Raw genomic sequence first — 22,930 nt, forward strand, 5'->3', positions numbered from 1 at the left:
CTGGCGTTTACGCAAACTGCTTCAGGAACCGCAAATCGTTCTCGAAGAACGCACGCAGATCGGTGACGCCGTAGCGCAGCATGGCGAAGCGCTCGACGCCCAGGCCGAAGGCGAAGCCGGTGTAGCGCTCCGGATCGATGCCGCAGTTCTTCAACACGTTCGGATGCACCATGCCGCATCCCAGCACCTCGAGCCAGCGCGTCGAGCCGTCCTCCGCGTCCCAGCGGATGTCCACCTCGGCCGAAGGCTCGGTGAACGGGAAGTAGCTGGGGCGGAAGCGCATCTCGAAGTCGCGCTCGAAGAACGCGCGGATGAACTCGGCCAGCGTCCCCTTCAGATCGGCGAAGCTGGAGGTCTCGTCGACCAGCAGGCCTTCGATCTGGTGGAACATCGGCGAATGGGTCTGGTCCGAATCGCTGCGGTAGACCTTGCCCGGCGCGATGATGCGGATCGGCGGCTGGCGACCGGCCATCGAACGGATCTGCACCGGCGAGGTATGCGTGCGCAACAGGCGGCCGTCGCCGAAGTAGAAGGTGTCGTGCATCGCGCGCGCCGGATGGTGCGGCGGGAAATTCAGCGCCTCGAAGTTGTGCCAGTCGTCCTCGATCTCCGGACCGTCGGCACGCTGGTAGCCGAGCCGCGCGAAGATCGATGCGATGCGCTCCAGCGCGCGGGTGATCGGATGGATGCCGCCGCGCGCGCCATCGCGCCCGGGCAGCGTGATGTCGAGCTTCTCGGAGGCAAGGCGACGATCGAGTTCCGCCTGCTCCAGGCTAGCTTTGCGTGCACCCAAGGCGTCGGACAGGCGCTCCTTGACCTTGTTGACCTCGGCGCCGCGCAGCTTGCGCTCCTCCGGCGCCAGCGCGCCCAGCGTCTTCAGCGCGGCGGTGACGATGCCGCTCTTGCCGAGCAGGCCGACGCGCAGCGCGTCGAGCGCCTCCAGCGTGTCGGCCTTGTCGATTTCGGCCAGCGCCTGCGCGGCGCGGCTGTCCAGGTCGTCCATAGTGATGCGCTTCTCGCTGCTTCCCCTCTCCCCTTCGGGGAGAGGGCAGGGTGAGGGGCCACTCTTGCGTTGTCGCCGGTTCGAAGCGTGCTTTGATAAAGGATGGGGCAAGCCCCGAACCCTCACCTCAATCCTCTCCCAAAGGGAGAGGAGGCAATCGCAGAGAGCATTTTTCCAACAAAAACGGGGAGGAGGCGTTGGCCTCCTCCCCGCTTGCTTTACATCATATCGTGCTGGCGCCGCAGCGCCCGACGATCAAGCGGCCAGACTGGCCTTCGCTTTCTCGGCGATCGCGCCAAACGCCTTGATGTCGTGCACGGCGATATCGGCGAGGACCTTGCGGTCGACCGTGATGCCGGCCTTGCTCAGGCCATTGATCAGGCGGCTGTAGGACAGGCCGAACATGCGCGCGGCGGCGTTGATGCGGACGATCCACAACGCACGGAACTGGCGCTTGCGCTGCTTGCGGCCGATGTACGCGTACTGGCCGGCCTTGACGACGGCCTGGTTGGCGACGCGGAAGACCTTGCGACGGGCGTTGTAGTAGCCCTTGGCGCGGCCGATGATTTTCTTGTGACGACGACGGGCGGTGACGCCACGCTTTACACGAGCCATGGTCTATCTCCTCACAAGTACGGCAGCATGCGAGCCACGCCCGGGGCGTCGCACGCCTTGAGGTGGTTCGGGGCACGGAGACCACGCTTCAGCTTGGTCGACTTCTTGGTCAGGATGTGCGACTTGAACGCGTGGCCGCACTTGATCTTGCCCGACGCGGTCTTGCGAAAACGCTTCGCCGCCGCCCGGTTGGTCTTGATCTTGGGCATGGTAATGCTCCTTGTGTGGGACTCGTCCGCTCGGGACGGCCCGGTTTCTGACTGATCTGGCGGCGGCATCCCGGGAGGGATCTGGCCACGCTTTCCTTCCTGCCATGATCGGTGCACGACCCTTCCAAGCGGGTCGAACCGGCGATTATACGGAGTTCAGCCCCCGGATACCAGTAGGAGCGCACCTTGTGCGCGAATGCTCTTGGCACCGATCGCCATCAGAGCATCGCGCACAGGGTGCGCTCCTACCGGAAGCAGCCCGGCGCGATGGGCGCCGTGATGCCTATTTCTTCTTCGGGCCGATCATCATGACCATCTGGCGCCCTTCCAGCCGCGGGAAGGATTCGACCAGGCCGTTCTCGCCGACGTCTTCCTGGATCTTCTTGGCCAGGTTCTGGCCCAGGTCCTGGTGCGACATCTCGCGGCCGCGGAAGCGGATGGTGACCTTGACCTTGTCGCCTTCCTCGAGGAAGCGAAGCATGTTGCGCAGCTTGATCTGGTAGTCGCCCACGTCCGTGACCGGACGGAACTTCACTTCCTTGATCTCGACCTGCTTCTGCTTCTTCTTGGCGGCCTGCGCCTTCTTCTGGGCTTCGAACTTGAACTTGCCGTAATCCATGATGCGGCAGACCGGCGGATCGCCGTTCGGCTGGATCTCGACCAGATCCATGCCCGCTTCCTCGGCCGCGCGCAGCGCCTCGTCACGGGAGAGAATGCCGAGCTGTTCGGAATCCGGGCCGATCACGCGCACGCGCGGCACGCGGATTTCCAGGTTACGACGATTGCCCTTGTTGTCGGTGGTAGCGATACCACGATCCTCCAGAAGAAGTGATGAAACAGACCGCCCGGCGCTCAGCGCCGGATTTCGGTCTCCAGTCGTTCCACGAAGCCGGCCAGCGGCATGCTGCCCAGGTCCTCGCCGGAACGGGTACGCACGGAAACAGCACCCGTCTCCTTCTCGCGATCACCGACCACGAGAAGATAAGGCACTTTCTGCAGCGTATGCTCGCGGATTTTATAGCCGACTTTCTCGTTGCGCAAATCCGATTGTACCCGGAAACCTTTGTCGACAAGGGTTTGCGTCACTTCGCGGACGTAATCGGCCTGCGCATCGGTGATATTGATCACCACCGCCTGTACCGGGGCCAGCCAGGCCGGCAGCAGGCCGGCGTGGTGCTCGATCAGGATGCCGATGAAACGCTCCATCGAACCCACGATGGCCCGGTGCAGCATCACCGGATGCCGCTTCTGCGAATGCTCGTCCACGTACTCGGCGCCGAGCCGCTCGGGCATCATGAAATCGACCTGCATGGTGCCGACCTGCCAGGCCCGGCCGATCGAGTCCTTCATGTGGTACTCGATCTTGGGGCCGTAGAACGCGCCCTCGCCCGGCAGTTCCTCCCAGGCCACGCCGGCGGCGGAGAGCGCCGCGCGCAAGGCCGCCTCGGCGCGATCCCACACCGCATCGTCGCCGATGCGCTTGTCCGGGCGCAGAGCGATCTTCAGGCCGATGTCCTCGAAGCCGAAGTCCGCGTAGACCTGCATCGCCTGCCGGTGGAACGCGGTGACTTCCGACTCGATCTGCCCGGCGGTGCAGAAGATGTGGCCGTCGTCCTGGGTGAACGCGCGCACGCGCATGATGCCGTGCAGCGCGCCGGACGGCTCGTTGCGGTGGCAGCCGCCGAACTCGCCGTAGCGGATCGGCAGTTCGCGGTAGCTGTGCAGGCCGGTGTTGAACACCTGCACGTGGCCCGGGCAGTTCATCGGCTTCAGCGCGTAGGTACGCTTCTCCGACTCGGTGAAGAACATGTTTTCCTGATAGTTGTCCCAGTGCCCGGATTTCTTCCACAGCGACACGTCCAGCACCTGCGGGCAGCGCACCTCCTGGTAGCCGCTCTTCCTGTACACGCCGCGCATGTACTGCTCGACCTGCTGCCAGATCGCCCAGCCGTTCGGGTGCCAGAACACCATGCCCGGACTCTCTTCCTGCTGGTGGAACAGGTCGAGTTGCCTGCCGATCTTGCGATGGTCGCGCTTCTCGGCCTCCTCCAGTTGGAGCAGCCAGGCCTTGAGGTCCTTGTCGTTGAGCCAGGCGGTGCCGTAGATGCGGCTGAGCATCGCGTTGTTCGAATCGCCGCGCCAGTACGCGCCAGCCACCTTCATCAGCTTGAACGAATGCAGCTTGCCGGTGTTCGGCACGTGCGGGCCGCGGCACAGGTCGGTGAACTCGCCCTGCGTGTACAGCGACAGGTCCTCGCTGGCCGGAATACCCTCGATGATCTCCGCCTTGAAGTTTTCGCCGATGCCGCGGAAGAACGCCACCGCCTCGTCGCGCGACTTCACGCTGCGCGTCACCGGCAGTTGCTCGGCGACGATCTTGTGCATCTCCGCCTCGATCCTGGGCAGGTCGTCCGGGGTGAACGGGCGCTCGTAGGCGAAGTCGTAATAGAAGCCGTTGTCAATCACCGGGCCGATCGTGACCTGCGCGCCCGGGAACAGCCGCTGCACCGCCTGGCCCATCAGGTGCGCGGTGGAGTGGCGCAGGATCTCCAGCGCCTCGGGACTCTTCTCGGTGACGATCTGCACACTGGCGTCATGCTCGATCGGGAAGCTGGCGTCGACCAGCCGGCCGTCGACCTTGCCGGCCAGGGTCGCCTTGGCCAGGCCGGCGCCGATCGAGGCGGCCACGTCCTGCACGGTGACCGGATGGTCGAACGGTTTCCTGCTGCCGTCGGGTAGCGTGATTTCAATCATGGAGGCTTCTCTGGAAAAGCAAAAAAGGGCATGACGCCCTTTCTTTGATGACGAAGAAACGAAGGCGTGCTGGCGGTCAGTCGTGGAAGCGGGTAGTTGCCATGTCGCACACTCGGCCGGCGCGCAGCGCGGGCCACCTTGTCTGGTGATGGATGCAGAAACGCTAGTTTAGCCTGGATGGCCTGTCAATCCGCAGCCGGCGTGGCTTCGCCGGCCGTCGGCGGCGATACAATACCCGCGATCTCCCGAGGACACTCCATGCGCATCCTGGTCACCGGCACCGCCGGCTTCATCGGCGCCGCCCTGGCGCAGCGCCTGCTGGCGCGCGGCGACGTGGTCCACGGCTACGACAACCACAACGACTATTACGATCCGGCGCTGAAGGAAGCCCGCCTGGCGCGCTTCATCGACCACCCGAACTACACCCACCAGCGCGCCGACCTGGCCGATGCGGGCGCGGTGAACCATGCGTTCGCCACGTTCGGGCCGCAGCGCGTGGTGAACCTCGCCGCGCAGGCCGGCGTGCGCTATTCGCTGAAGAACCCGCAGGCCTACGTGTCGAGCAACCTGGTCGGTTTCGTCAACATCCTCGAAGCCTGCCGCCACGGCGCCGTGGAGCACCTGGTCTACGCCTCGTCCAGCTCGGTCTACGGCGCCAACCGCAAGCTGCCGTTCGCGGTGGAGGACGCGGTCGACCACCCGGTCAGCCTGTACGCCGCCAGCAAGAAGGCGAACGAGCTGATGGCGCACACCTACAGCCACCTGTACGGCCTGCCCACCACCGGCCTGCGCTTCTTCACCGTGTACGGGCCGTGGGGACGGCCGGACATGTCGCCGATGCTGTTTGCCGACCGGATCAGCCGCGGCGAACCGATCGACGTGTTCAACTTCGGCCGCCACAGCCGCGACTTCACCTACGTCGACGACATCGTCGAGGGCGTGATCCGCACGCTGGACCACCCGGCCGAACCGGACCCGGCTTATGACGCCGAGCGGCCGAACCCCGGCACCTCGAGCGCGCCGTACCGCGTCTACAACCTCGGCAACGACCAGCCGGTGCAGCTGCTGCGCTTCATCGAGCTGCTGGAACAGAACCTCGGCCGTACCGTGGAAAAGCGCCTGCTGCCGATGCAGCCGGGCGACGTGCCGGACACCTGGGCCGACGTGTCGGCGCTGCGCCGTGACGTGGGCTACGCGCCGCATACCTCGATCGAGGATGGCGTGGCGCGCTTCGTCGCGTGGTACCGCGAGTACTACAACTGACGTGTAGGAGCGCACCCCGTGCGCGATGACTCTTCGTCACGTAACGGAAAGCTCGCGCACAGGGTGCGCTCCTACACGCTACCTCAAAACGGCTTGGCGATTACCAGCCAGATCACGCCCAGCAGCAGCAGCACCGGCGGCTCGTTGAGCCAGCGCAGCGCGCGCGAGGACGGCAGCGCGCCGCCCTTTTCGCTGCGCTTGAGCAGCCGCCCAGCCCAGATGAAGTACGCCAGCAGCACGGCGACCAGGGTCAGCTTGGCGTCGATCCAGTGCGTGCCGGCGGTCACGTTTGGCAACGTCTGCGGAAACACGCGCCAGCCCTGCCACAGGGTCAGGCCGAACAGGAACGCGATGCCGAACATGTTGTGGCCGAACTTGTACAGCCGCCGCCCCATCAGCTGCAGCCGCGCCAGCACCGCCGGCTCGTCCGCCGCCTCGGCCATGTTCACCAGGATCCGCGGCAGGTAGAACACCGTGGCCATCCAGGCGATCACGAACAGCAGGTGCAACGACTTGATCAGCAGGTAGGTCATGGCGAAGCCGCGTGGCCGCTGCAATGCGCAGCGGCCGCGATGATAACGCGCAGACCGCCGCTCAATCCCGCGCCGGACCGATCCGTTCCAGCAGCGCCTGCAACAGGCGCCCCTGCAGCGCCTCGTCGAGCGGCGCGTCGTGGCGGTCGGTGAGCTGGAAGAAATCCTCCACGCGCTCGCCGAAGGTGGCGATGCGCGCGTCGTGCACGCGTACCCCGGTGGCCAGCATCACCTGCGCCACCGCGGCCAGCAGGCCGGGACGGTCGGCACCGATCAGGGCCAGCTGGGTGCGGCCGCCGGCGGCGTGGAAACTGATCTGCGGGGTCATCTGGAAATGCTTCTGGTGGCGCGACATGCCGCGCTTGCTCGGCTGCACGCCGGCCGATTGCGCCAGCGCGCGCTGCAGCCGCTGCTGCAATTCCTCCGCCCGCGCCGCGCTCACCGGCTGCTGGCTGTCCGCATCGAGCAGCAGCAGGGTGTCCAGCGCCATCCCGGTCGGCGAGCTGAGGATGCGCGCCTCCAACACCGAGAAACGCAGGCGATCCAGTACCGCGGTGATGGTGGCGAACAGGCCGTCGCGATCGGGCGTGTAGACGAACAGCTCGGTGCTGCCGCGCACCGACAGCGGATGCACGGCCACCAGCGGCAGCGCGCCCTGCGCCCGCAGGATCGCCGCGGTCTGCCAGGCGATCTGCTCCGGCCGGTGGCGCAGGAAGCTGAGCTGGGGGAAGTCGGCCCAGACCCGCACCACGTCGGCCTCGGCATGCCCCTCGTTCAGCAGCAGCGCCAGCGCATATTCGGAGCATTCGCGCGCGCGCGCGCCGATGTCGCGCGGCAGTTCCACGTCGCTGCGCAGGGCGTAGCGCGTGCTGGTGCACAAGTCGGCGAGCAGGCGGTCCTTCCAGCCGTTCCACAGCCGCGGGCTGGTGCCGATAATGTCGGCCACGGTGAGCAGGTACAGCTGGCCTAGCCGCTCGCGGCTGCCGACCACGTCGGCGAACCGGTGCACCACGTCCGGGTCGGTGATGTCCTGGCGCTGCGCGGTGGTGCTCATCAGCAGGTGCCAGCGCACCAGCCAGGCGACCCGCTCGACGTCGGCCGGCGGCAGCCCGAGCCGGCTGCAGAACGCCCGCGCATCCTCCGCGCCGAGCACCGAATGGTCGCCGCCGCGCCCCTTGGCGATGTCGTGGAACAGCCCCGCCAGCAACATCACTTCCGGGGCGGGCAGGCCGTGCCATATCTCGCAGCCGAGCGGAAACTCGCGCTTCGCCGCCGGGTCGGCGAAGCGCGCCAGGTTGCGCAGCACGCGCAGGGTGTGTTCATCGACCGTGTAGACATGGAACAGGTCGTACTGCATGCGCCCGAACACCTTGCCGAACGCCGGCAGGATCGCCGCCAGCAGGCCGTGCCGGTTCATCCGCCACAGTGCCTCCACCGCCGGCGCACCACGGCGCAGCAGCTGCAGGAACGCGGCCAGCACCTCGCCGTCGTCGGCCAGCGCATCGCCATGCGCGGCGGTGGCCTGGTGGATGCGGCGCATGGTGTCGGCGCTGAAGCCGACCACGCCAGGCTGGTCCAGCCGCGCGATGAAGATCTCCACCAGGGCAGCCGGCCGGCGCATGAACAGCTGCGGGTCGCGCGCCGCCAGGCGCTTGCCGTAGCGGATGAAGTCGGCACCCACGGGCACCGCCTCGCCCGGGGGCTCCAGCATTTCCACGAAGCGCTCGGCGACCTGCATGCCGAGCCGCTCGACCTGGCTGGCGGCGCGGTAATAGCCCTGCATGAACTGCTCGACGCCGAGGTTTCTTTCGTGTTCGTCCTCGAAGCCCAGCCGCGCGGCCAGCGCACGCTGGTAGTCGAACAGCAACCGCTCCTCGGGCCGGCCCGCCTCCAGGTGCAGCGCGTAACGGTAGCGGCGCAAAGTGGCCTCGGACTGCTCCAGCGCGGACTGCTCGGCCGGATCGAGCAACCCTTCCGCCACCATGTCGGCGAGTTCGCCCGCATGCGCCAGCCGCCGGCCCAGCCAGCGCAGCGAATCAAGCGTGCGCAGGCCGCCGGGCCCGTCCTTGAGGTTCGGTTCGAGGTTGTAGGCGGTGTCGTCGAAACGGGCGTGACGGGCATCGCGCTCGGCCAGCCGCGCCGCCAGGTACGCCGGCGCCGGCCACAGCGCGGGATCGTCGACCACGGCACGCAGCCGCGTATCGAATGCCGGGTCGCCCGCCAGCCGACGGGCGTCCAGCAGGCTGGTGAACACGCTGGCGTCCTGCGCGGCCAGCGTGCGGCACTGCGCCGGGTCGCGTACCGCATGGCCCACCTTCAGGCCGATATCCCACAACGTGGCAAAAAACTGCTCCAGCGCGCGCCGCCGGGCCGGCTCCGGCGCCTGCACCAGGGCCAGCAGGTCCACGTCCGAATACGGAAACAGCAGGCCACGGCCGTAGCCGCCGACCGCGAACAGCGCCGCCCCGGTCACGTCGCCGAGGCAGGCCGTCCATACGTGCGCCACTACCCGGTCGACCGATTCGCCGCGCCGCCGCGCCAGCATGCTGGCATCGGCGCCGTCGCGAAACGCCGTGGCCAGCGCCCGGTCGACGTCGCCCAGCAGTTGCCGCAGTGCCCGCCGCGCGTCGGCCGAGACGCCCGAACGCGGCACCGCCGCCGGCAGGCGCGGCAAGGGAGGAAGTACTGGGGAGCCGGTCGGCATGCGAAAAGCGGGGAGTGAGTGAAGAGAAGTGAGGAGTGAGAGGGGCAGTCTGCCATGTCTCCACAGCATCCGGCTTCAGGCGCCACGTGCCCGGCTCTCGTTTCTCACCCCTCTCCGCTCACTCCTGCTTCAAGCGTCGGGCCAGGGCGTGAGGATCTCGAAGCCGTCATCGGTGACCGCGATGGTGTGCTCCCACTGCGCCGACAGCGAATGGTCCTTGGTGACCACCGTCCAGCCGTCCGGCAGCTGGCGGGTCTGCGGCTTGCCGGCGTTGATCATCGGCTCGACGGTGAAGGTCATGCCCTTCTTCAGCTCCACCCCGGTGCCGGGCTTGCCGTAGTGCAACACCTGCGGCTCGTCGTGGTAGACCTTGCCGATGCCGTGCCCGCAGTACTCGCGCACCACCGAAAAGCCGGCCGCCTCGGCATGCTGCTGGATCGCGTGACCGATGTCGCCCAGGGTGGCGCCCGGGCGCACCGCCTGGATGCCGCGCATCATCGCCTCGAAGGTGGTGTCGACCAGCCGCCTGGCCAGCACCGACGGGGTGCCGGCGACGTACATGCGGCTGGTGTCGCCGTGCCAGCCGTCCTTGATCACGGTGACGTCGAGGTTGACGATGTCGCCGTCCTTGAGCACCTTGCCCTCGTTCGGGATGCCATGGCAGATCACGTGGTTGACCGAGGTGCACAGGGTCTTCGGGAAGCCGTGGTAGCCGACGTTGGCAGGAATCGCCTTCTGCACGTTCACGATGTGCTCGTAGGCGCGCCGGTCCAGTTCCTCGGTGGTGACGCCGGGTTTGACGTATTCCTTGAGCATCGCCAGCACTTCGGCCGCCAGCTTGCCGGCGACACGCATGCCTTCGAGGTCTGCGGGGGATTTCAGGGTAATGGCCATGGATTCCACTTCATATGGCGACAGAAGCCCAGGAAATCCAGCAACTTGCCGCGCCGCCGGCGGACCGGCTACAATCTCGGAGTTTTGCAGACCTGACAGGCCCGTCTTGACGGCCCGGCCAGCGCAAAGCGAACCGGGATTGTAACCCCCAGCGGTACAACACCCCAACCAACGCCACACACGCATCGGCACCGCCTTCGGGGTGCCGCGCCTCGCCCACCGACAACATCGGGCCAGTCGCGGTCGAAGCCGGGGATGCGTGGAGGTCCCAACCCCCGAGCCTGTCACCAGGCTCAACAATCGGAGTTACACCCATGGCCCAAGTCACCATGCGCCAGATGCTCGAAGCCGGCGTCCATTTCGGTCACCAGACCCGTTACTGGAACCCGAAGATGGCCCCGTACATCTTCGGCGCCCGCGGCAAGATCCACATCATCAACCTCGAAAAGACCCTGCCGCTGTTCACCGACGCGATGAACTTCCTATCGGGTCTGGCCCAGAAGCGCGGCACCGTCCTATTCGTCGGCACCAAGCGCTCGGCGCGCGAGCCGCTGGCCGAAGAGGCCGCCCGCGCCGGCATGCCGTTCGTCACCTCGCGCTGGCTCGGCGGCATGCTGACCAACTTCCGCACCGTGAAGCAGTCCGTTTCGCGCCTGAAGGAGCTGGAAGCGGCCGAGACCGACGGCAGCTTCGAGAAGCTGGTCAAGCACGAAGTGCTGGCCCGTCGCCGCGAACGCGACAAGCTGCAGGCCTCGCTGGGCGGCATCAAGGACATGAACCGCCTGCCCGACGCGCTGTTCGTGATCGACATCGGCCACGAAGACATTGCCGTGCAGGAAGCCAAGAAGCTCGGCATCCCGGTGATCGCCGTGGTCGACACCAACTACAACCCGGAACTGGTCGACTACGCCATCCCGGGCAATGACGACGCGATCCGCGCGATCCAGCTGTACGCCCGCGCCGCCGCCGACTCGATCCTCGAAGGCAAGGCCGCCGCGCCTGCCGCCGCCCAGGGCGACGCCAACGACTTCGTCGAGCTGGACGAGGAAGGCAACCCGGTCGCCAAGGTCGATCGCAAGCCGGCTCCGCGCCGCGACGCCGCCCCGCGCAAGAGCGCCCCGCGCCGCGATGGCGGCCGTGACGGCGGCCGCGGCCCGCGCAACGACGGCGCGCCTGCCGCCAAGTAAGCGCGGCGACGGCGGCCCGGCGCCGCCGTCGCATCCGCACGCGATAACCGCGCGGTGGCGCTCCATCGCCGCCGCGCAACTGACGCATTCAGAGGATTGACGATGAGCAATATTTCCGCACAACTGGTCAAGGAGCTGCGCGAGCGGTCCGGCGCCGGCATGATGGAATGCAAGAAGGCGCTGGTCGAGAACAACGGCGACATCGAAGCCGCGATGGAGTGGCTGCGCAAGTCCGGCCTGGCCAAGGCCGACAAGAAGGCCAGCCGCGTCGCCGCCGAAGGCCGCATCGTGGCCGCCCAGGCCCCGGGCAAGGCCGTGCTGGTCGAGATCAACTGCGAGACTGACTTCGTCGCCAAGGACGCCAGCTTCCTGAAATTCAGCGACACCGTCGCCGACGTCGCGCTGAACTCCGGCGCCGCCGACATCGACGCGCTGAAGGCGGCCGCCTACCCGGGCGCCGCCAACGTGGAAGAAGCCGCCAAGACGCTGATCGCCACCATCGGTGAGAAGATCGACGTGCGCCGCCTGGCCCGCGTCGCGACCAACGGCATCATCGGCAGCTACATCCACGGCGGCCGCATCGGCGTGCTGGTGGCGCTCAAGGGCGGCTCCGAGGAGCTGGCCAGGGGCATCGCGATGCACGTCGCCGCGATGAACCCCGCCTATGTCCGCGCCGAGGACGTGCCGACCGACTTCCTCGCCAAGGAAAAGGAAATCGCGCTGGCCGCCATGTCTGACAAGGAAAAGAACAAGCCCGCCGACATCCTGGAGAAGATCGTCTCCGGCAAGGTCCACAAGATCGTCTCCGAGGTCACCCTGCTCGGCCAGCCCTACGTGCTGGACACCAACGTGACCGTGGCCGAGGCGCTGAAGAAGGAAGGCGCCGACGTCCTCTCGGTGGCCCGCCTGGCCGTCGGCGAAGGCATCGAGAAGGTGGAAGAGGATTTCGCCGCCGAAGTGATGAAGCAGGCCGGTTTGAGGTAATAGTCGTCCCTGACCGGCAGACCGGCCATCCATGGCCGGACTGTCTAGAAAAAGCGATGCTTCGAATCGAGGGCCGCGGGAAACCGCGGCCCTTTTCGTTTCCACGGTCTCCGGAGACCCGGCGGCGCGCACCCGCATTTTTCGCTCCTTTCCGTTCGCGCCCGCCCCGTCGCCACCCGCCCTCCGCTACAATGTGACGGTTTGCCCCACACAATCCGGAGACCCCATGAGCGACCAGCCGAAGTACCACCGCATCCTGCTCAAGCTCTCCGGTGAAGCGCTGATGGGCGACGCCGACTACGGCATCGACCCGAAGGTGATCGGCCGCCTCGCCGACGAGATCATCGAGGTGCGCAAGGCCGGGGTGCAGGTGGGCGTGGTGATCGGCGGCGGCAACATCTTCCGCGGCGCCGGCCTCGCCGCCGCCGGCATGGACCGCGTCACCGGCGACCACATGGGCATGCTGGCCACGGTGATGAACGCGCTGGCGATGGCCGACGCGATCGAGAAGCGCGGCGGCTACGCACGCGTGATGAGCGCGATCCAGATCCACGACGTGGCCGAGGACTACATCCGCCGCCGGGCGATCCGCCACATCGAGAAGGGACGCATCGTGCTGTTCGCCGCCGGCACCGGCAACCCGTTCTTCACCACCGACTCGGCCGCCGCCCTGCGCGCGGTGGAAATCGGCGCCGACCTGCTGCTGAAGGCCACCAAGGTCGACGGCGTGTACACCGCCGACCCGGCCCGCCACGCCGACGCCACCCGCTACGAACAGCTCACCTACGGTGACGTGATCCAGCGCAACCTGCAGGTGATGGACACCGCCGCCATCGCGCTGTGCCGCGACCACGGCATGCCGCTGCGCATCTACGACATGACCGTGCCGGGCAGCCTCATGCAGATCATGCGCGGCGAGCCGATCGGTACCCTGGTCGACGGCGGCTGACCGCGCCGCAGCAAGCCTCGCCGGCCTCCACTGCTATAATCGAACGTTGCCAGATTCACCGGGAAGCGCCACATGCTCAACGACATCAAGAACGACGCCCAGACCCGCATGGGCAAGAGCATCGAATCACTCAAGCACGACCTCACCCGCATCCGCACCGGCCGCGCCAGCACCGCGCTGGTGGACGGCATCAAGGTGCCCTACTACGGGTCCGACATGCCGTTGACCCAGGTCGCCTCGGTCACGCTGTCCGACGCGCGCACGATCATCATCACGCCCTGGGAAAAGACCATGGTGGCGCCGATCGAGAAGGCGCTGATGGCCTCCGACCTGGGCATTACGCCGACCACCGCCGGCACCGTGATCCGCCTCAACATGCCCGCGCTCACCGAGGAGCGCCGCCGCGAGCTGGCCAAGCACGTCGGCCACGAGGGCGAGAACGCCAAGATCGCGATCCGCAACGTGCGCCGCGACGCGTTGCAGCAGGTCAAGGACCTGCTCAAGGAAAAACTCATCACCGAGGATGAAGACCGCCGCGTCGACGACGAGATCCAGAAGCTCACCGACCGCGCGGTGAAAGACGTGGACGCCGTGGTCAAGGCCAAGGAAGAGGAGCTGATGGCGCTCTGAGCGCCATCGCATCCGTCATGCCCGGCGCTGAAGCGGCCCAGGTTCCGCGCCATATCGCCATCGTCATGGACGGCAACGGCCGCTGGGCCAAGGGCCGCCACCGCCCACGCAGCTTCGGCCATGACGCCGGCCGCAAGGCCGTGCGCGAGGTGATCGAGGCGTGCCTGCGCGAGGGCGTCCGGGTGCTGACCCTGTTCGCCTTCTCCAGCGAGAACTGGCAGCGCCCGCAGGACGAGGTGGGTGCCCTGATGGGCCTGTTCGTGCGTGCGCTGGACAAGGAAGTGGACGAGCTGCACCGCCACGGCGTGCGGCTGCGCTTCATCGGCGACCTCGACGCGTTCGACGAGCCCCTGCACAAGCGCATGCACGCCGCGATGGCCCGCACCGCCGGCAACGACAAGCTGCAGGTGAACATCGCGGTGAGCTACGGCGGCCGCTGGGACATCGTGCAGGCCAGCCGCCAGGCCGCCGCCGCGGTGGCGCGCGGCGAGCTGCGAGTGGACCAGCTCGATGAGGTCCGGCTGGGCCGGTGGATGAGCCTGGCCGAGCTGCCGCCGCTGGACCTGTTCATCCGCACCGGCGGCGAATGCCGCATCAGCAACTTCCTGCTGTGGCAGGTCGCCTACGCCGAGCTGTACTTTACCGACACCTTGTGGCCCGATTTCGACCAGGCTTGCCTGCGCCGGGCCATCGAAGACTATGCCCGCCGGGAGCGCCGCTACGGCCGCACCGGCGAGCAGGTCGCCATCCCTTCCTGAGGATTCCCATGCTGCTTCAGCGCACCCTCACCGCCCTGGTGCTCGCGCCGCTGGTGATCCTGATCATCCTGCTGTCATCGAACGCCGTGTTCGCGGTGATCGTCTCGCTGGCCTTCCTGGCGGCCTGGTGGGAATGGGCCCAATTGAGCGGCCTGCGCAGTCAGGCGTGGCGCATCGGCCTGCTGCTCGCGGCGGCATGCGTGTTCGCGTGGCTGTGGAGCGCGCGCGCCACCGCGCTGGCCCCGCTGCTGCTGGCCGCCGGCGTGGCCTGGTGGCTGCTGGCCTGCCTGTGGCTGCGCCACTTCGCGTTCGGCGCGGCGCCCACCCGCGAGAACCTCGCGTTGAAACTGCTGGCCGGCGCCTTGGTGATCCTGCCGGCATGGATGGCCCTGGCCTGCATCCATGCCCGCGTGCCGCACGGCCCCTGGTGGACCCTGCTGGCGCTGGTGATCGTGTGGGCCTCCGATATCGGCGCCTATTTCAGCGGCCGCGCGTTCGGCAGGCGCAAGCTGGCCCAGCAGATCAGCCCGGGCAAGACCTGGGCCGGCGCGTACGGCGCGATGGTGGCCGGCGTGCTGGTGGCGACAGCGGGTGCCTGGCTGCTCGACGTGCGCGGCGCCCGGCTGGTGGCGCTGGCACTGCTGGCGGTGCTCACGGTCGCCGTGTCGATCGTCGGCGACCTGATCGAGAGCCTGATGAAGCGGCATGCCCAGGTAAAGGATTCGGGCAGCATTTTTCCCGGCCATGGCGGCCTGCTGGACCGACTGGACAGCGTATTCGCCGCGCTGCCGGTATTCGCCGCCGGCCTGCTCCTGCTGGACCTCTGACCATGCGCAACGTCGCCGTCCTCGGCGCCACCGGTTCGATCGGCGGCAACACGCTCGATGTCATCGCGCGCCACCCGCAGCGTTTTCGCGCCACCGTGCTGACCGCGCATCGCCAGGTCGAGGCGCTCGCCGCGCTGTGCGTGCAGCATCGGCCGGAGCTGGCGGTGATCGCCGATCCGGCGCTGGAAGCCGAGCTGGCGCGCCGCCTCGCCGCCGCCGGCGTGCGCTGCGAGGTGGCCAGCGGCCCCGCTGCGCTGACCGCCGCCGCGGCCGGCGGCTTGTGCGATACCGTGGTGGCCGCGATCGTCGGCGCCGCCGGGCTGGAGTCGACGCTGGCGGCAGCGCGCGCCGGCAAGCGCCTGTTGCTGGCGAACAAGGAATCCATCGTGATGGCCGGCCCGCTGCTGCTGCAGGCGGTCGCTGCTGGCGGCGGCGCGCTGATCCCGGTCGATTCCGAACACAACGCGATCTTCCAGTGCCTGCCGGGCGGACGCCCCGAACTGCGCGAGAGCGGCGTGCGCCGGCTGGTCCTGACCGCTTCCGGCGGACCGTTCCGTGGCCGTACCCGCGCCGAGCTGGCCGACGTCACGCCCGCGCAGGCCTGCAAGCACCCAAACTGGGTGATGGGCCGCAAGATCTCGGTCGATTCCGCCACCCTGATGAACAAGGGCCTGGAGGTGATCGAGGCGCACCACCTGTTCGGCGCGCCGGCCGAGGCGATCGACGTGGTGGTGCACCCGCAGAGCCTGGTGCATTCGATGGTGGAGTACGTCGACGGTTCGGTGCTGGCCCAGCTCGGCAACCCGGACATGCGCACCGCGATCGCTTGCGCCCTGGCCTGGCCGGAACGGGTCGAGACCGGGGTGACGCCGCTGGACCTGGCCGCCTGCGCCCCGCTGCAGTTCGAGCGGCCGGACCTGGCCACCTTCCGCTGCCTGGCGCTGGCGTTCCAGGCGCTGCGTGCCGGCGGCGATGCCCCAGCCGTGCTGAACGCCGCCAACGAGATCGCGGTGGAAGCCTTCCTGGCCGGCGCGCTGCCGTTCCTGTCGATCGCCGACGTGGTCGAGGCCGTGCTTGCGGAACTGCCGGCGCAGGCCGTGGTCGATGTTGAAACCCTTCGTGAACGCGACCGCACGGCCCGGGAAACGGCACGCCGCGTTCTGCGCAATGCTTGCTGATATTCTTGTCTCGATGACTTTTCGCCACGGTACTTGATGACTTCCTTCTTCGGCTCGGTGTTCTGGTTGCTGGTCACGCTGGGCGTGCTGGTCACCTTCCATGAGTTCGGCCACTACTGGGTCGCGCGCCGCTGTGGGGTCAAGGTGCTGCGCTTCTCGGTCGGTTTCGGCAACGCGATCTGGAAGCGCATCGGCCGCGACGGCACCGAGTACCAGATCGCCGCGATCCCGCTGGGCGGCTACGTGAAGATGCTCGACGCGCGCGAGGGCGAGGTCGACCCCGCGTTGCGCGGGCAAGAGTTCACCGGCAAGCCGGTGTGGCAGCGCATCGCCATCGTCGCGGCCGGGCCGGGCTTCAACCTGATCTTCACCATCGCCGCATTCTGGCTGATGTTCATGCTGGGCCGCCCGGACGTCGCCCCGGTGGTGACCGCGGCGCCGCAGAGCATCGCCGCCAGCGCCGGCATCCAGCCGGGCGACCGCATCCTCAGCATCGACGGCCGCAGCGTCGGCACCTGGACCGATGCGATGGATGTGGTGGCCAATGCCCTGCTCGGGCGCGCGCCGCTGCCGCTCGCCGTGCGCGGCCAGGACGGGCGCATGCGCGAACTGGTGCTGCCGCTGGACGAATTGCCGCCGGGGCAGGACGTGGGCCAGTACCTGGGCAAGCTCGGGCTAAAGCTGGCGCCGCCGCCGGCGATCGCCGCGACCGTGATGCCCGGCCAGCCGGCCGCACAGGCCGGCATGCAGGGCGGCGACCGCATCCTCAGCGTCAATGGCCAGGCGGTGGGCGACTTCGCCGCGTTCGGCAAACTGGTGCAGGCCGAGGCCGTCAGGTCGCCGGTGCTGGCGGTCGCGATCGAACGCGCCGGCCGGCCGCTGCAACTGAACGTCACCGCCAGGTGGGAGTCGCTGGAGGGCCAGCCGCCGAAGTGGGTGCTGGGCGTGGGTGCGCCACCGGTCGAAACGGCCACCGTGAGTTACGGCCCGGTCAGGGCCATGGCCGCCTCGCTCGGCGCCACCTGGCGCAACACCACGCAGACCTTCAGCATGCTCGGCAAGATGCTGACCGGCGAGGCCTCGACCCGCAACCTGTCCGGCGTGATCGGCATCGCCGAGGTCGCGAACGCCTCGGCCAGCATGGGCCTGCCGTGGTTCCTGCAGTTCCTGGCGCTGGTGTCGCTGAGCCTGGCGATCCTCAACCTGCTGCCGATTCCGGTCCTGGATGGCGGGCACCTGCTGTATTATCTTGTGGAGTTGATCAAGGGCAGCCCGGTCAGCGAACAGACGATGGTTGTGGGCCAGTACATCGGCCTGGCCCTGCTGTTCACCCTGATGGGGCTGGCTTTCTACAACGATATCCACCGCATGCTGCTGTCGTGATACCGATGCCCGACGCCTGCAGCATGCCGACGACACGCCTGCCTGCGTCCGCCGCAGCATGGCGCGGCGGTGTGTCAACCCGTGCACTACCCTGGTGGGGTGCGGATTCCCTTTCGAGGCAGGGCCTGTCCCTGCCTCATGCGTTGATCGGGGCGGCTGCGCTGGCCGCTCCATCGAAATAACCCAACGGAACCGACGATGAAGCGTATCGCCGCGCTGATTTTGCTTGCCTCCCTCTCCGCCAATGCGTTCGCGTTCGACCCGTTCGTGGTGTCGGACATCCGCATCGACGGCCTCAGCCGCATTTCCGCCGGTACCGTCTTCAACTACCTGCCGATCAACAAGGGCGACCAGCTGACCAACGAAGGGGCGCAGCGCGCGATCCGCGCGCTGTACCGCACCAAGTTCTTCAGCGACGTGGAATTCGACCGCGAAGGCAGCATCCTGGTGATCAAGGTGGTCGAGCGGCCGTCGATCGCCAAGCTGACCCTGCGCGGCAACAAGGACATCAAGACCGACGACCTGAAGAAGGGCCTGAAGGAGATCGGCCTGTCCGAAGGCGAGACCTTCGACCGGCTGGCACTGGACAACGTGCAGCAGGAACTCACCCGGCAGTACTACAACCGCGGCAAATACAACGTGTCGGTCGACCCGCACGTGACGCAGCTGGACCGCAACCGGGTGGCCGTCGAGATCGAGGTCCGCGAGGGCAAGGCGGCCAAGATCAAGGAGCTGAACATCCTCGGCAACCACGCGTTCACCGACAAGCAGATCCGCGACGGCTTCGAATCGAACACCACCAACTGGATGTCGTGGTACTCGAAGGACGACCAGTACTCGCGCGAGAAGCTCTCCGGCGACCTGGAGAAACTGCAGTCCTACTACATGGACCGCGGCTATGCCGACTTCGGCGTCGACTCCACCCAGGTGGCGATCGCGCCGGACAAGCGCGCGATGTACATCGATGCCAGCATCAAGGAAGGCGAGGTCTACAAGGTCGCCGACGTCAAGCTGCTCGGCGACCTGATCCTGCCCGAGGCGACCATGCGCCAGCTGGTCTTCGTCAAGACGGGCGACACCTTCAACCGTGGCGCGATCGAGGCGAGTTCCAAGGCGATCAAGGGCCTGCTCGCCAACATCGGCTACGCCTACGCCAAGGTCACGCCCATCCCGAAGCTGGACAAGGAAAAGCGCACCGTCGACCTGACCATGTACGTCGAGCCGGGCCAGCGCGTGTACGTGCGCCGGGTGGTGTTCCAGGGCAATACGCGCACCGAGGACAACGTGCTCCGCCGCGAGATGCGCCAGCTCGAGGGTTCCTGGTACTCGCAGGCGGCGGTCGACCGCTCCAAGGTCCGCCTGCAGCGGCTCGGCTACTTCAAGAAGGTGGACATCGACAAGAAGCTGGTGCCGGGCACCCAGGACCAGGTGGACGTCAGCGTCAAGGTCGAGGAGCAGTCCGCCGGCAGCATGCAGTTCGGCATCGGCTACTCGCAGTACTCCGGCATCATCCTCAACGCCTCGGTGTCGCAGAACAACCTGTTCGGCACCGGCGACAGCTTCTCGATCAGCGGCGAGCGCAGCACCTACTACAGCCGCATCGGCCTCAGCTACTACAACCCGTACCTGACCGACAGCGGCATCGGCATCGGCTACAGCGCCTCGTACTCGAAGACCGACTACGGCAATACCGACTTCGCGAACTACGCCACCAGCGCCAAGAGCTTCTCCAGCTACCTCGGCATCCCGATCAGCGAAACGGACGGCCTGCGCGTGGGCCTGGGCATCAGCAGCAACAAGGTCAACCTGTTCTCCGGCTACAGCCCGCAGGTGCTGCTCGACTACCAGAACGAGATCGGCAACAAGACCATCCATACCTGGACCGGCACGCTGGGCTGGAACCACGACACCCGCAACGGTTACTGGGCGCCGACCCGCGGCGGCCTGATCTCCGCCTCGACCGACGTGGCGCTGCCCGGCTCGACCGTGCAGTACTGGAAGCTCTCCACCGAAATCAACCATTACTGGCCGATCGGCAAGGGCTTCGTGCTGTACCTCGACGGCCAGGTCGGCTACGGCAAGACCTACGGCCACAATGGCATCAGCGACGACGCCTTCACGGCGCTGAAGGACGCCAGCCTGGCCCAGAACCCCAACCATGTCATCACCGACATGCGCCAGGACCTGCCGTTCTGGCAGAACTACTACGCCGGCGGCGTGCGCGACGTGCGCGGCTACCAGGACCAGACGCTGGGCCCGCGGGTCTGTATCGACGGCAGCACGCCCAATGCCAGCGGCCTGTGCAATGGCGGTTACTACGCGCAACCGATCGGCGGCTCTTTCAAGGTGCTCGGCACCGCGCAGGTATTCCTGCCGCTGCCGTTCCTGAAGGACGTCAACACCGCGCGCGTGTCCTGGTTCATGGACGTCGGCAACGTCTACAAGGATTACAGCAGCTTCAACGCCTCGGACCTGCGTGCCTCCACCGGCCTGTCGCTGCAGTGGCAGGCGCCGATCGGCCCGCTGATCATCAGCTTCGCCGTGCCGCTGCGCACGCAGGCCGCGGACCGTCACTACGAGGAACGGATCCAGTTCACCTTCGGCAGCCAGTTCTGACCCGACCGAAGGCCGGGGGAACCCAGGGAAGCGCGGCCATGCCGCGCTTTCTTTTGCCGGAGTGGCGCACTGCAGGCCGGGACGCCACCCCCTACAATGGCCGGCAGGTTCCGGAGCACGCATGAGCGCAATCAACTACACGGTGGCCGATCTCGCCGAACGGTTCGGGCTCGGCTTCAACGGCGACGGCACGCGCGTCATCGACGGCGTCGCCACGCTGGCGGGTGCCCGCCCCAGCCAGCTAAGCTTCCTTTCCAACAGCAGGTACACCGGACAGCTGGCGGGGACCCATGCCGGCGTGGTGGTGCTGCACGAGGAAAACCTCGCCGACTGCCCGACCGCCGCGTTGGTCGCCGGGGATCCCTATGTCGCCTACGCGAAGATCGCCGCGCTGTTCGAACGGCTGCCGGCCGCGCCGGCCGGCATCCATCCCAGCGCGGTGGTCGCCGACGGCGCACGGATCAGCGCCAGCGCCAGCATCGGCCCGGGCTGCGTCATCGCCGACGGCGTGGAGATCGGCGACGGCGCCGTGCTCGGCCCGCACTGCATCCTCGGCGAGGACTGCGCGGTGGGCGCGCAATCGCGGCTGGTGGCGCGGGTCACCCTGGTCACCCGGGTCACGCTGGGCAAGCGTGTGCTGGTGCACCCGGGTGCCGTGATCGGCTCGGACGGCTTCGGCCTGGCCTTCGAGCGCGACCACTGGGTGAAGATCCCGCAGCTCGGCGGCGTGCGCATCGGCGACGACTGCGAGATCGGCGCCAACACCACGATCGACCGCGGCGCGCTGGAGGACACCGTGCTGGAGGAGGACGTACGGCTGGACAACCAGATCCAGATCGCCCACAACGTGCACGTCGGCGCGCACACCGCGATGGCCGGCTGCGCCGCGGTGGCCGGCAGTGCGAAGATCGGCCGCTACTGCATGATCGGCGGCAACGCCGGCGTGCTCGGCCATCTCGAACTGGCCGACCGGGTTACCATTACCGCCAAGAGCCTGGTCGCGCACTCGATCCGCGAGCCCGGCGAATATTCATCCGGCGTGCCACTGCAGGACAACCGTCAGTGGCGGAAGAATGCGGCGCGCTTCAAGCATCTGGACGAGTACGCGCGCCGGTTGTCGGCGTTGGAGAAGGACAATAACGATGAGTGAGAACAAAGGCGCCCTGCCCATGCCGATCAACGTGGAGCAGATCCAGGAACTGCTGCCGCACCGCTATCCGTTCCTGCTGGTGGATCGGGTGGTCGAGATCGTGCCCGACGTCAGCGTGGTCGCCATCAAGAACGCCACCATCAACGAGCCGTTCTTCCAGGGCCATTTCCCCGGCCATCCGGTGATGCCGGGCGTGCTGATCGTCGAGGCGATGGCGCAGGCCGCAGGCTTGCTGACCCAACTCAGCCGCCGTGCCAAGGGCGACGACGGCAGCCCCCTGTTCTACCTGGTCAAGGTCGACAACGCGCGCTTCAGCGCGCCGGTGGTGCCGGGCGACCAGTTGCGCCTGGAAGTGACCCAGAAACGCCTGGTGCGCGGCATGGGCCTGTTCACCGCCCGTACCCTGGTGGACGGCAAGGAAGTGGCCAGCTGCGAACTGATGTGCGCCGCGAGGACCGACAAATGATCCACCCCTCCGCGCTGGTCGACCCCTCCGCCGTCCTCGGCGCCAACGTCAGCGTCGGCGCCTACAGCGTGATCGGCGCCGAGGTGGAAATAGGCGACGGCACGGTGGTCGGTCCGCACGTGGTGATCGAGGGCCCCACCAGGATCGGCCGCGACAACCGCATCGCCCAGTTCGCCTCGCTCGGCGGTGCACCGCAGGACAAGAAGTGGCAGGGCGAGCGCACCGAGCTGGTGATCGGCGACCGCAACCTGATCCGCGAATTCACCACCATCAACCGCGGTACCGGCGACGGCGGCGGCGTCACCCGCCTCGGCAACGACAACTGGGTGCTCGCCTACGTGCACGTGGCGCACGACTGCCAGATCGGCAACAACGTGGTGTTCTCCAACTACGCGGCGCTGGCCGGGCACGTGACGATCGGCGACTGGACGATCCTGTCCGGCTATTCCGGCGTGCACCAGTTCTGCAAGGTCGGCGCCCACGCCTTCATCGGCATGGGCTGCCTGGTCGGCCACGACGTGCCGCCGTTCGTGATGATGGCGAACGAACAGCAGGGGCGCCCGCGCGGCATCAACAGCGAGGGCCTGAAGCGCCGCGGCTTCGACGCCACGCGCATCGCGGCGATCAAGCGCGCCTACCGCACCCTGTACATGGCCGGCCTGTCGCTGCCCGAGGCGCGCGAGAAGCTGGTCGAGCAGGCGCGCGAGAGCGACGACGTGCGGGCGATGCTCGAGTTCCTCGACCAGAGCGAGCGCGCGCTCGCCCGATAAGCGTATGGCGCTTATCGGGAAATCAAACGCGCGCCCCGGCTCTTGCTTCACGAAGGA

21 protein-coding genes are annotated in these 22,930 nt (G+C 67.5%); 13 read left to right on the top strand and 8 right to left on the bottom strand.

Going from position 1 to position 22,930, the window contains the following annotated elements:
* Positions 1-7 precede the first annotated feature (7 nt).
* The 5 genes from pheS to thrS all read right to left on the bottom strand — a co-directional run bounded on the left by pheS (position 8) and on the right by thrS (position 4,581).
* Entirely contained in the window at positions 8-1,003 is a 996-nt protein-coding gene (gene pheS / locus RHOFW104R8_RS10585; protein WP_068096395.1) for a phenylalanine--tRNA ligase subunit alpha, read from the bottom strand.
* Between the two features lie 255 nt (positions 1,004-1,258).
* Positions 1,259-1,618: a 50S ribosomal protein L20 gene (gene rplT / locus RHOFW104R8_RS10590; RefSeq protein WP_027493824.1), complete on the bottom strand. Its 360-nt coding sequence runs from the start codon at positions 1,616-1,618 to the stop codon at positions 1,259-1,261.
* Positions 1,619-1,629: 11 nt separating this feature from the next.
* A complete protein-coding gene (gene rpmI, locus RHOFW104R8_RS10595; protein WP_008213504.1) occupies positions 1,630-1,827 on the bottom strand; it encodes a 50S ribosomal protein L35 in 198 nt (65 codons plus the stop codon).
* A gap of 283 nt (positions 1,828-2,110) precedes the next feature.
* Positions 2,111-2,635, bottom strand: a complete 525-nt coding sequence (infC, locus tag RHOFW104R8_RS10600) for a translation initiation factor IF-3 (protein WP_317616006.1) — start codon at positions 2,633-2,635, stop codon at positions 2,111-2,113.
* 44 nt (positions 2,636-2,679) lie between these two features.
* A complete protein-coding gene (gene thrS / locus RHOFW104R8_RS10605) occupies positions 2,680-4,581 on the bottom strand; it encodes a threonine--tRNA ligase (protein ID WP_068096391.1) in 1,902 nt (633 codons plus the stop codon).
* Positions 4,582-4,839: 258 nt separating this feature from the next.
* Between thrS and RHOFW104R8_RS10610 the strand changes: the two genes are divergently transcribed.
* The gene (locus tag RHOFW104R8_RS10610) at positions 4,840-5,844 is read left to right on the top strand and encodes an NAD-dependent epimerase (protein ID WP_068096389.1); all 1,005 of its coding nucleotides are present in this window, start codon (positions 4,840-4,842) and stop codon (positions 5,842-5,844) included.
* An 83-nt stretch (positions 5,845-5,927) separates the two neighbouring features.
* Here the strand turns inward: RHOFW104R8_RS10610 and RHOFW104R8_RS10615 are convergent, their stop codons facing one another.
* From RHOFW104R8_RS10615 to map, 3 genes are all read right to left on the bottom strand, one after another.
* On the bottom strand, positions 5,928-6,377 hold the full coding sequence (locus tag RHOFW104R8_RS10615) for a CopD family protein (protein ID WP_068096388.1): 450 nt from the start codon (positions 6,375-6,377) through the stop codon (positions 5,928-5,930).
* 61 nt (positions 6,378-6,438) lie between these two features.
* Complete coding sequence (glnD, locus tag RHOFW104R8_RS10620; RefSeq protein ID WP_068096387.1) at positions 6,439-9,081, bottom strand: [protein-PII] uridylyltransferase; 2,643 nt, start codon at positions 9,079-9,081, stop codon at positions 6,439-6,441.
* A 129-nt stretch (positions 9,082-9,210) separates the two neighbouring features.
* Complete coding sequence (gene map, locus RHOFW104R8_RS10625) at positions 9,211-9,975, bottom strand: type I methionyl aminopeptidase (RefSeq protein ID WP_068096385.1); 765 nt, start codon at positions 9,973-9,975, stop codon at positions 9,211-9,213.
* Between the two features lie 314 nt (positions 9,976-10,289).
* Here map and rpsB point away from each other — a divergent pair, with 314 nt between their 5' ends.
* From rpsB to lpxA, 12 genes are all read left to right on the top strand, one after another.
* Positions 10,290-11,162 carry a 30S ribosomal protein S2 gene (rpsB, locus tag RHOFW104R8_RS10630; protein ID WP_007512047.1) on the top strand — a complete coding sequence of 291 codons (873 nt, stop codon included), beginning with the start codon at positions 10,290-10,292 and terminating at the stop codon, positions 11,160-11,162.
* A 102-nt stretch (positions 11,163-11,264) separates the two neighbouring features.
* Positions 11,265-12,146, top strand: a complete 882-nt coding sequence (tsf, locus tag RHOFW104R8_RS10635) for a translation elongation factor Ts (protein ID WP_068096383.1) — start codon at positions 11,265-11,267, stop codon at positions 12,144-12,146.
* 226 nt (positions 12,147-12,372) lie between these two features.
* A complete protein-coding gene (gene pyrH / locus RHOFW104R8_RS10640) occupies positions 12,373-13,095 on the top strand; it encodes a UMP kinase (protein WP_068096382.1) in 723 nt (240 codons plus the stop codon).
* 72 nt (positions 13,096-13,167) lie between these two features.
* Positions 13,168-13,725, top strand: a complete 558-nt coding sequence (frr, locus tag RHOFW104R8_RS10645; protein WP_068096380.1) for a ribosome recycling factor — start codon at positions 13,168-13,170, stop codon at positions 13,723-13,725.
* Positions 13,726-13,742: 17 nt separating this feature from the next.
* Positions 13,743-14,483, top strand: coding sequence for a polyprenyl diphosphate synthase (uppS, locus tag RHOFW104R8_RS10650; protein WP_068096379.1), 741 nt, complete (start codon positions 13,743-13,745; stop codon positions 14,481-14,483).
* An 8-nt stretch (positions 14,484-14,491) separates the two neighbouring features.
* Positions 14,492-15,310, top strand: coding sequence for a CDP-archaeol synthase (locus RHOFW104R8_RS10655; protein WP_068096377.1), 819 nt, complete (start codon positions 14,492-14,494; stop codon positions 15,308-15,310).
* Positions 15,311-15,312: 2 nt separating this feature from the next.
* Positions 15,313-16,488, top strand: coding sequence for a 1-deoxy-D-xylulose-5-phosphate reductoisomerase (locus RHOFW104R8_RS10660; RefSeq protein ID WP_068096376.1), 1,176 nt, complete (start codon positions 15,313-15,315; stop codon positions 16,486-16,488).
* A 36-nt stretch (positions 16,489-16,524) separates the two neighbouring features.
* Entirely contained in the window at positions 16,525-17,871 is a 1,347-nt protein-coding gene (gene rseP, locus RHOFW104R8_RS10665) for an RIP metalloprotease RseP (RefSeq protein ID WP_068096375.1), read from the top strand.
* A gap of 198 nt (positions 17,872-18,069) precedes the next feature.
* Positions 18,070-20,487: an outer membrane protein assembly factor BamA gene (bamA, locus tag RHOFW104R8_RS10670; RefSeq protein ID WP_068096374.1), complete on the top strand. Its 2,418-nt coding sequence runs from the start codon at positions 18,070-18,072 to the stop codon at positions 20,485-20,487.
* Positions 20,488-20,608: 121 nt separating this feature from the next.
* Positions 20,609-21,637: a UDP-3-O-(3-hydroxymyristoyl)glucosamine N-acyltransferase gene (gene lpxD / locus RHOFW104R8_RS10675; RefSeq protein ID WP_068096372.1), complete on the top strand. Its 1,029-nt coding sequence runs from the start codon at positions 20,609-20,611 to the stop codon at positions 21,635-21,637.
* Positions 21,630-22,103 (top strand): 3-hydroxyacyl-ACP dehydratase FabZ, encoded by a 474-nt coding sequence (gene fabZ / locus RHOFW104R8_RS10680; protein ID WP_068096370.1) that lies wholly within the window; start codon positions 21,630-21,632, stop codon positions 22,101-22,103. The genes lpxD and fabZ overlap by 8 nt, the downstream gene beginning before the upstream one ends.
* Complete coding sequence (lpxA, locus tag RHOFW104R8_RS10685; protein ID WP_068096368.1) at positions 22,100-22,873, top strand: acyl-ACP--UDP-N-acetylglucosamine O-acyltransferase; 774 nt, start codon at positions 22,100-22,102, stop codon at positions 22,871-22,873. The genes fabZ and lpxA overlap by 4 nt, the downstream gene beginning before the upstream one ends.
* The last annotated feature ends 57 nt before the right edge of the window (positions 22,874-22,930 follow it).

The organism is Rhodanobacter sp. FW104-R8 (genome assembly GCF_001617365.1).
Lineage (GTDB): Bacteria > Pseudomonadota > Gammaproteobacteria > Xanthomonadales > Rhodanobacteraceae > Rhodanobacter.

What these genes read in the sequence shown, in the direction of transcription:
- uppS (WP_068096379.1), top strand. Translation starts at nt 13,743, where the DNA reads ATGCCCGGCGCTGAAGCGGCCCAGGTTCCGCGCCATATCGCCATCGTC.
- RHOFW104R8_RS10660 (WP_068096376.1), top strand. Translation starts at nt 15,313, where the DNA reads ATGCGCAACGTCGCCGTCCTCGGCGCCACCGGTTCGATCGGCGGCAAC.
- pheS (WP_068096395.1), bottom strand. Translation starts at nt 1,003, where the DNA reads ATGGACGACCTGGACAGCCGCGCCGCGCAGGCGCTGGCCGAAATCGAC.
- lpxA (WP_068096368.1), top strand. Translation starts at nt 22,100, where the DNA reads ATGATCCACCCCTCCGCGCTGGTCGACCCCTCCGCCGTCCTCGGCGCC.
- rpmI (WP_008213504.1), bottom strand. Translation starts at nt 1,827, where the DNA reads ATGCCCAAGATCAAGACCAACCGGGCGGCGGCGAAGCGTTTTCGCAAG.
- rpsB (WP_007512047.1), top strand. Translation starts at nt 10,290, where the DNA reads ATGGCCCAAGTCACCATGCGCCAGATGCTCGAAGCCGGCGTCCATTTC.
- RHOFW104R8_RS10655 (WP_068096377.1), top strand. Translation starts at nt 14,492, where the DNA reads ATGCTGCTTCAGCGCACCCTCACCGCCCTGGTGCTCGCGCCGCTGGTG.
- bamA (WP_068096374.1), top strand. Translation starts at nt 18,070, where the DNA reads ATGAAGCGTATCGCCGCGCTGATTTTGCTTGCCTCCCTCTCCGCCAAT.
- fabZ (WP_068096370.1), top strand. Translation starts at nt 21,630, where the DNA reads ATGAGTGAGAACAAAGGCGCCCTGCCCATGCCGATCAACGTGGAGCAG.
- RHOFW104R8_RS10610 (WP_068096389.1), top strand. Translation starts at nt 4,840, where the DNA reads ATGCGCATCCTGGTCACCGGCACCGCCGGCTTCATCGGCGCCGCCCTG.
- pyrH (WP_068096382.1), top strand. Translation starts at nt 12,373, where the DNA reads ATGAGCGACCAGCCGAAGTACCACCGCATCCTGCTCAAGCTCTCCGGT.
- thrS (WP_068096391.1), bottom strand. Translation starts at nt 4,581, where the DNA reads ATGATTGAAATCACGCTACCCGACGGCAGCAGGAAACCGTTCGACCAT.
- frr (WP_068096380.1), top strand. Translation starts at nt 13,168, where the DNA reads ATGCTCAACGACATCAAGAACGACGCCCAGACCCGCATGGGCAAGAGC.
- tsf (WP_068096383.1), top strand. Translation starts at nt 11,265, where the DNA reads ATGAGCAATATTTCCGCACAACTGGTCAAGGAGCTGCGCGAGCGGTCC.
- rseP (WP_068096375.1), top strand. Translation starts at nt 16,525, where the DNA reads ATGACTTCCTTCTTCGGCTCGGTGTTCTGGTTGCTGGTCACGCTGGGC.
- RHOFW104R8_RS10615 (WP_068096388.1), bottom strand. Translation starts at nt 6,377, where the DNA reads ATGACCTACCTGCTGATCAAGTCGTTGCACCTGCTGTTCGTGATCGCC.
- rplT (WP_027493824.1), bottom strand. Translation starts at nt 1,618, where the DNA reads ATGGCTCGTGTAAAGCGTGGCGTCACCGCCCGTCGTCGTCACAAGAAA.
- map (WP_068096385.1), bottom strand. Translation starts at nt 9,975, where the DNA reads ATGGCCATTACCCTGAAATCCCCCGCAGACCTCGAAGGCATGCGTGTC.
- lpxD (WP_068096372.1), top strand. Translation starts at nt 20,609, where the DNA reads ATGAGCGCAATCAACTACACGGTGGCCGATCTCGCCGAACGGTTCGGG.
- glnD (WP_068096387.1), bottom strand. Translation starts at nt 9,081, where the DNA reads ATGCCGACCGGCTCCCCAGTACTTCCTCCCTTGCCGCGCCTGCCGGCG.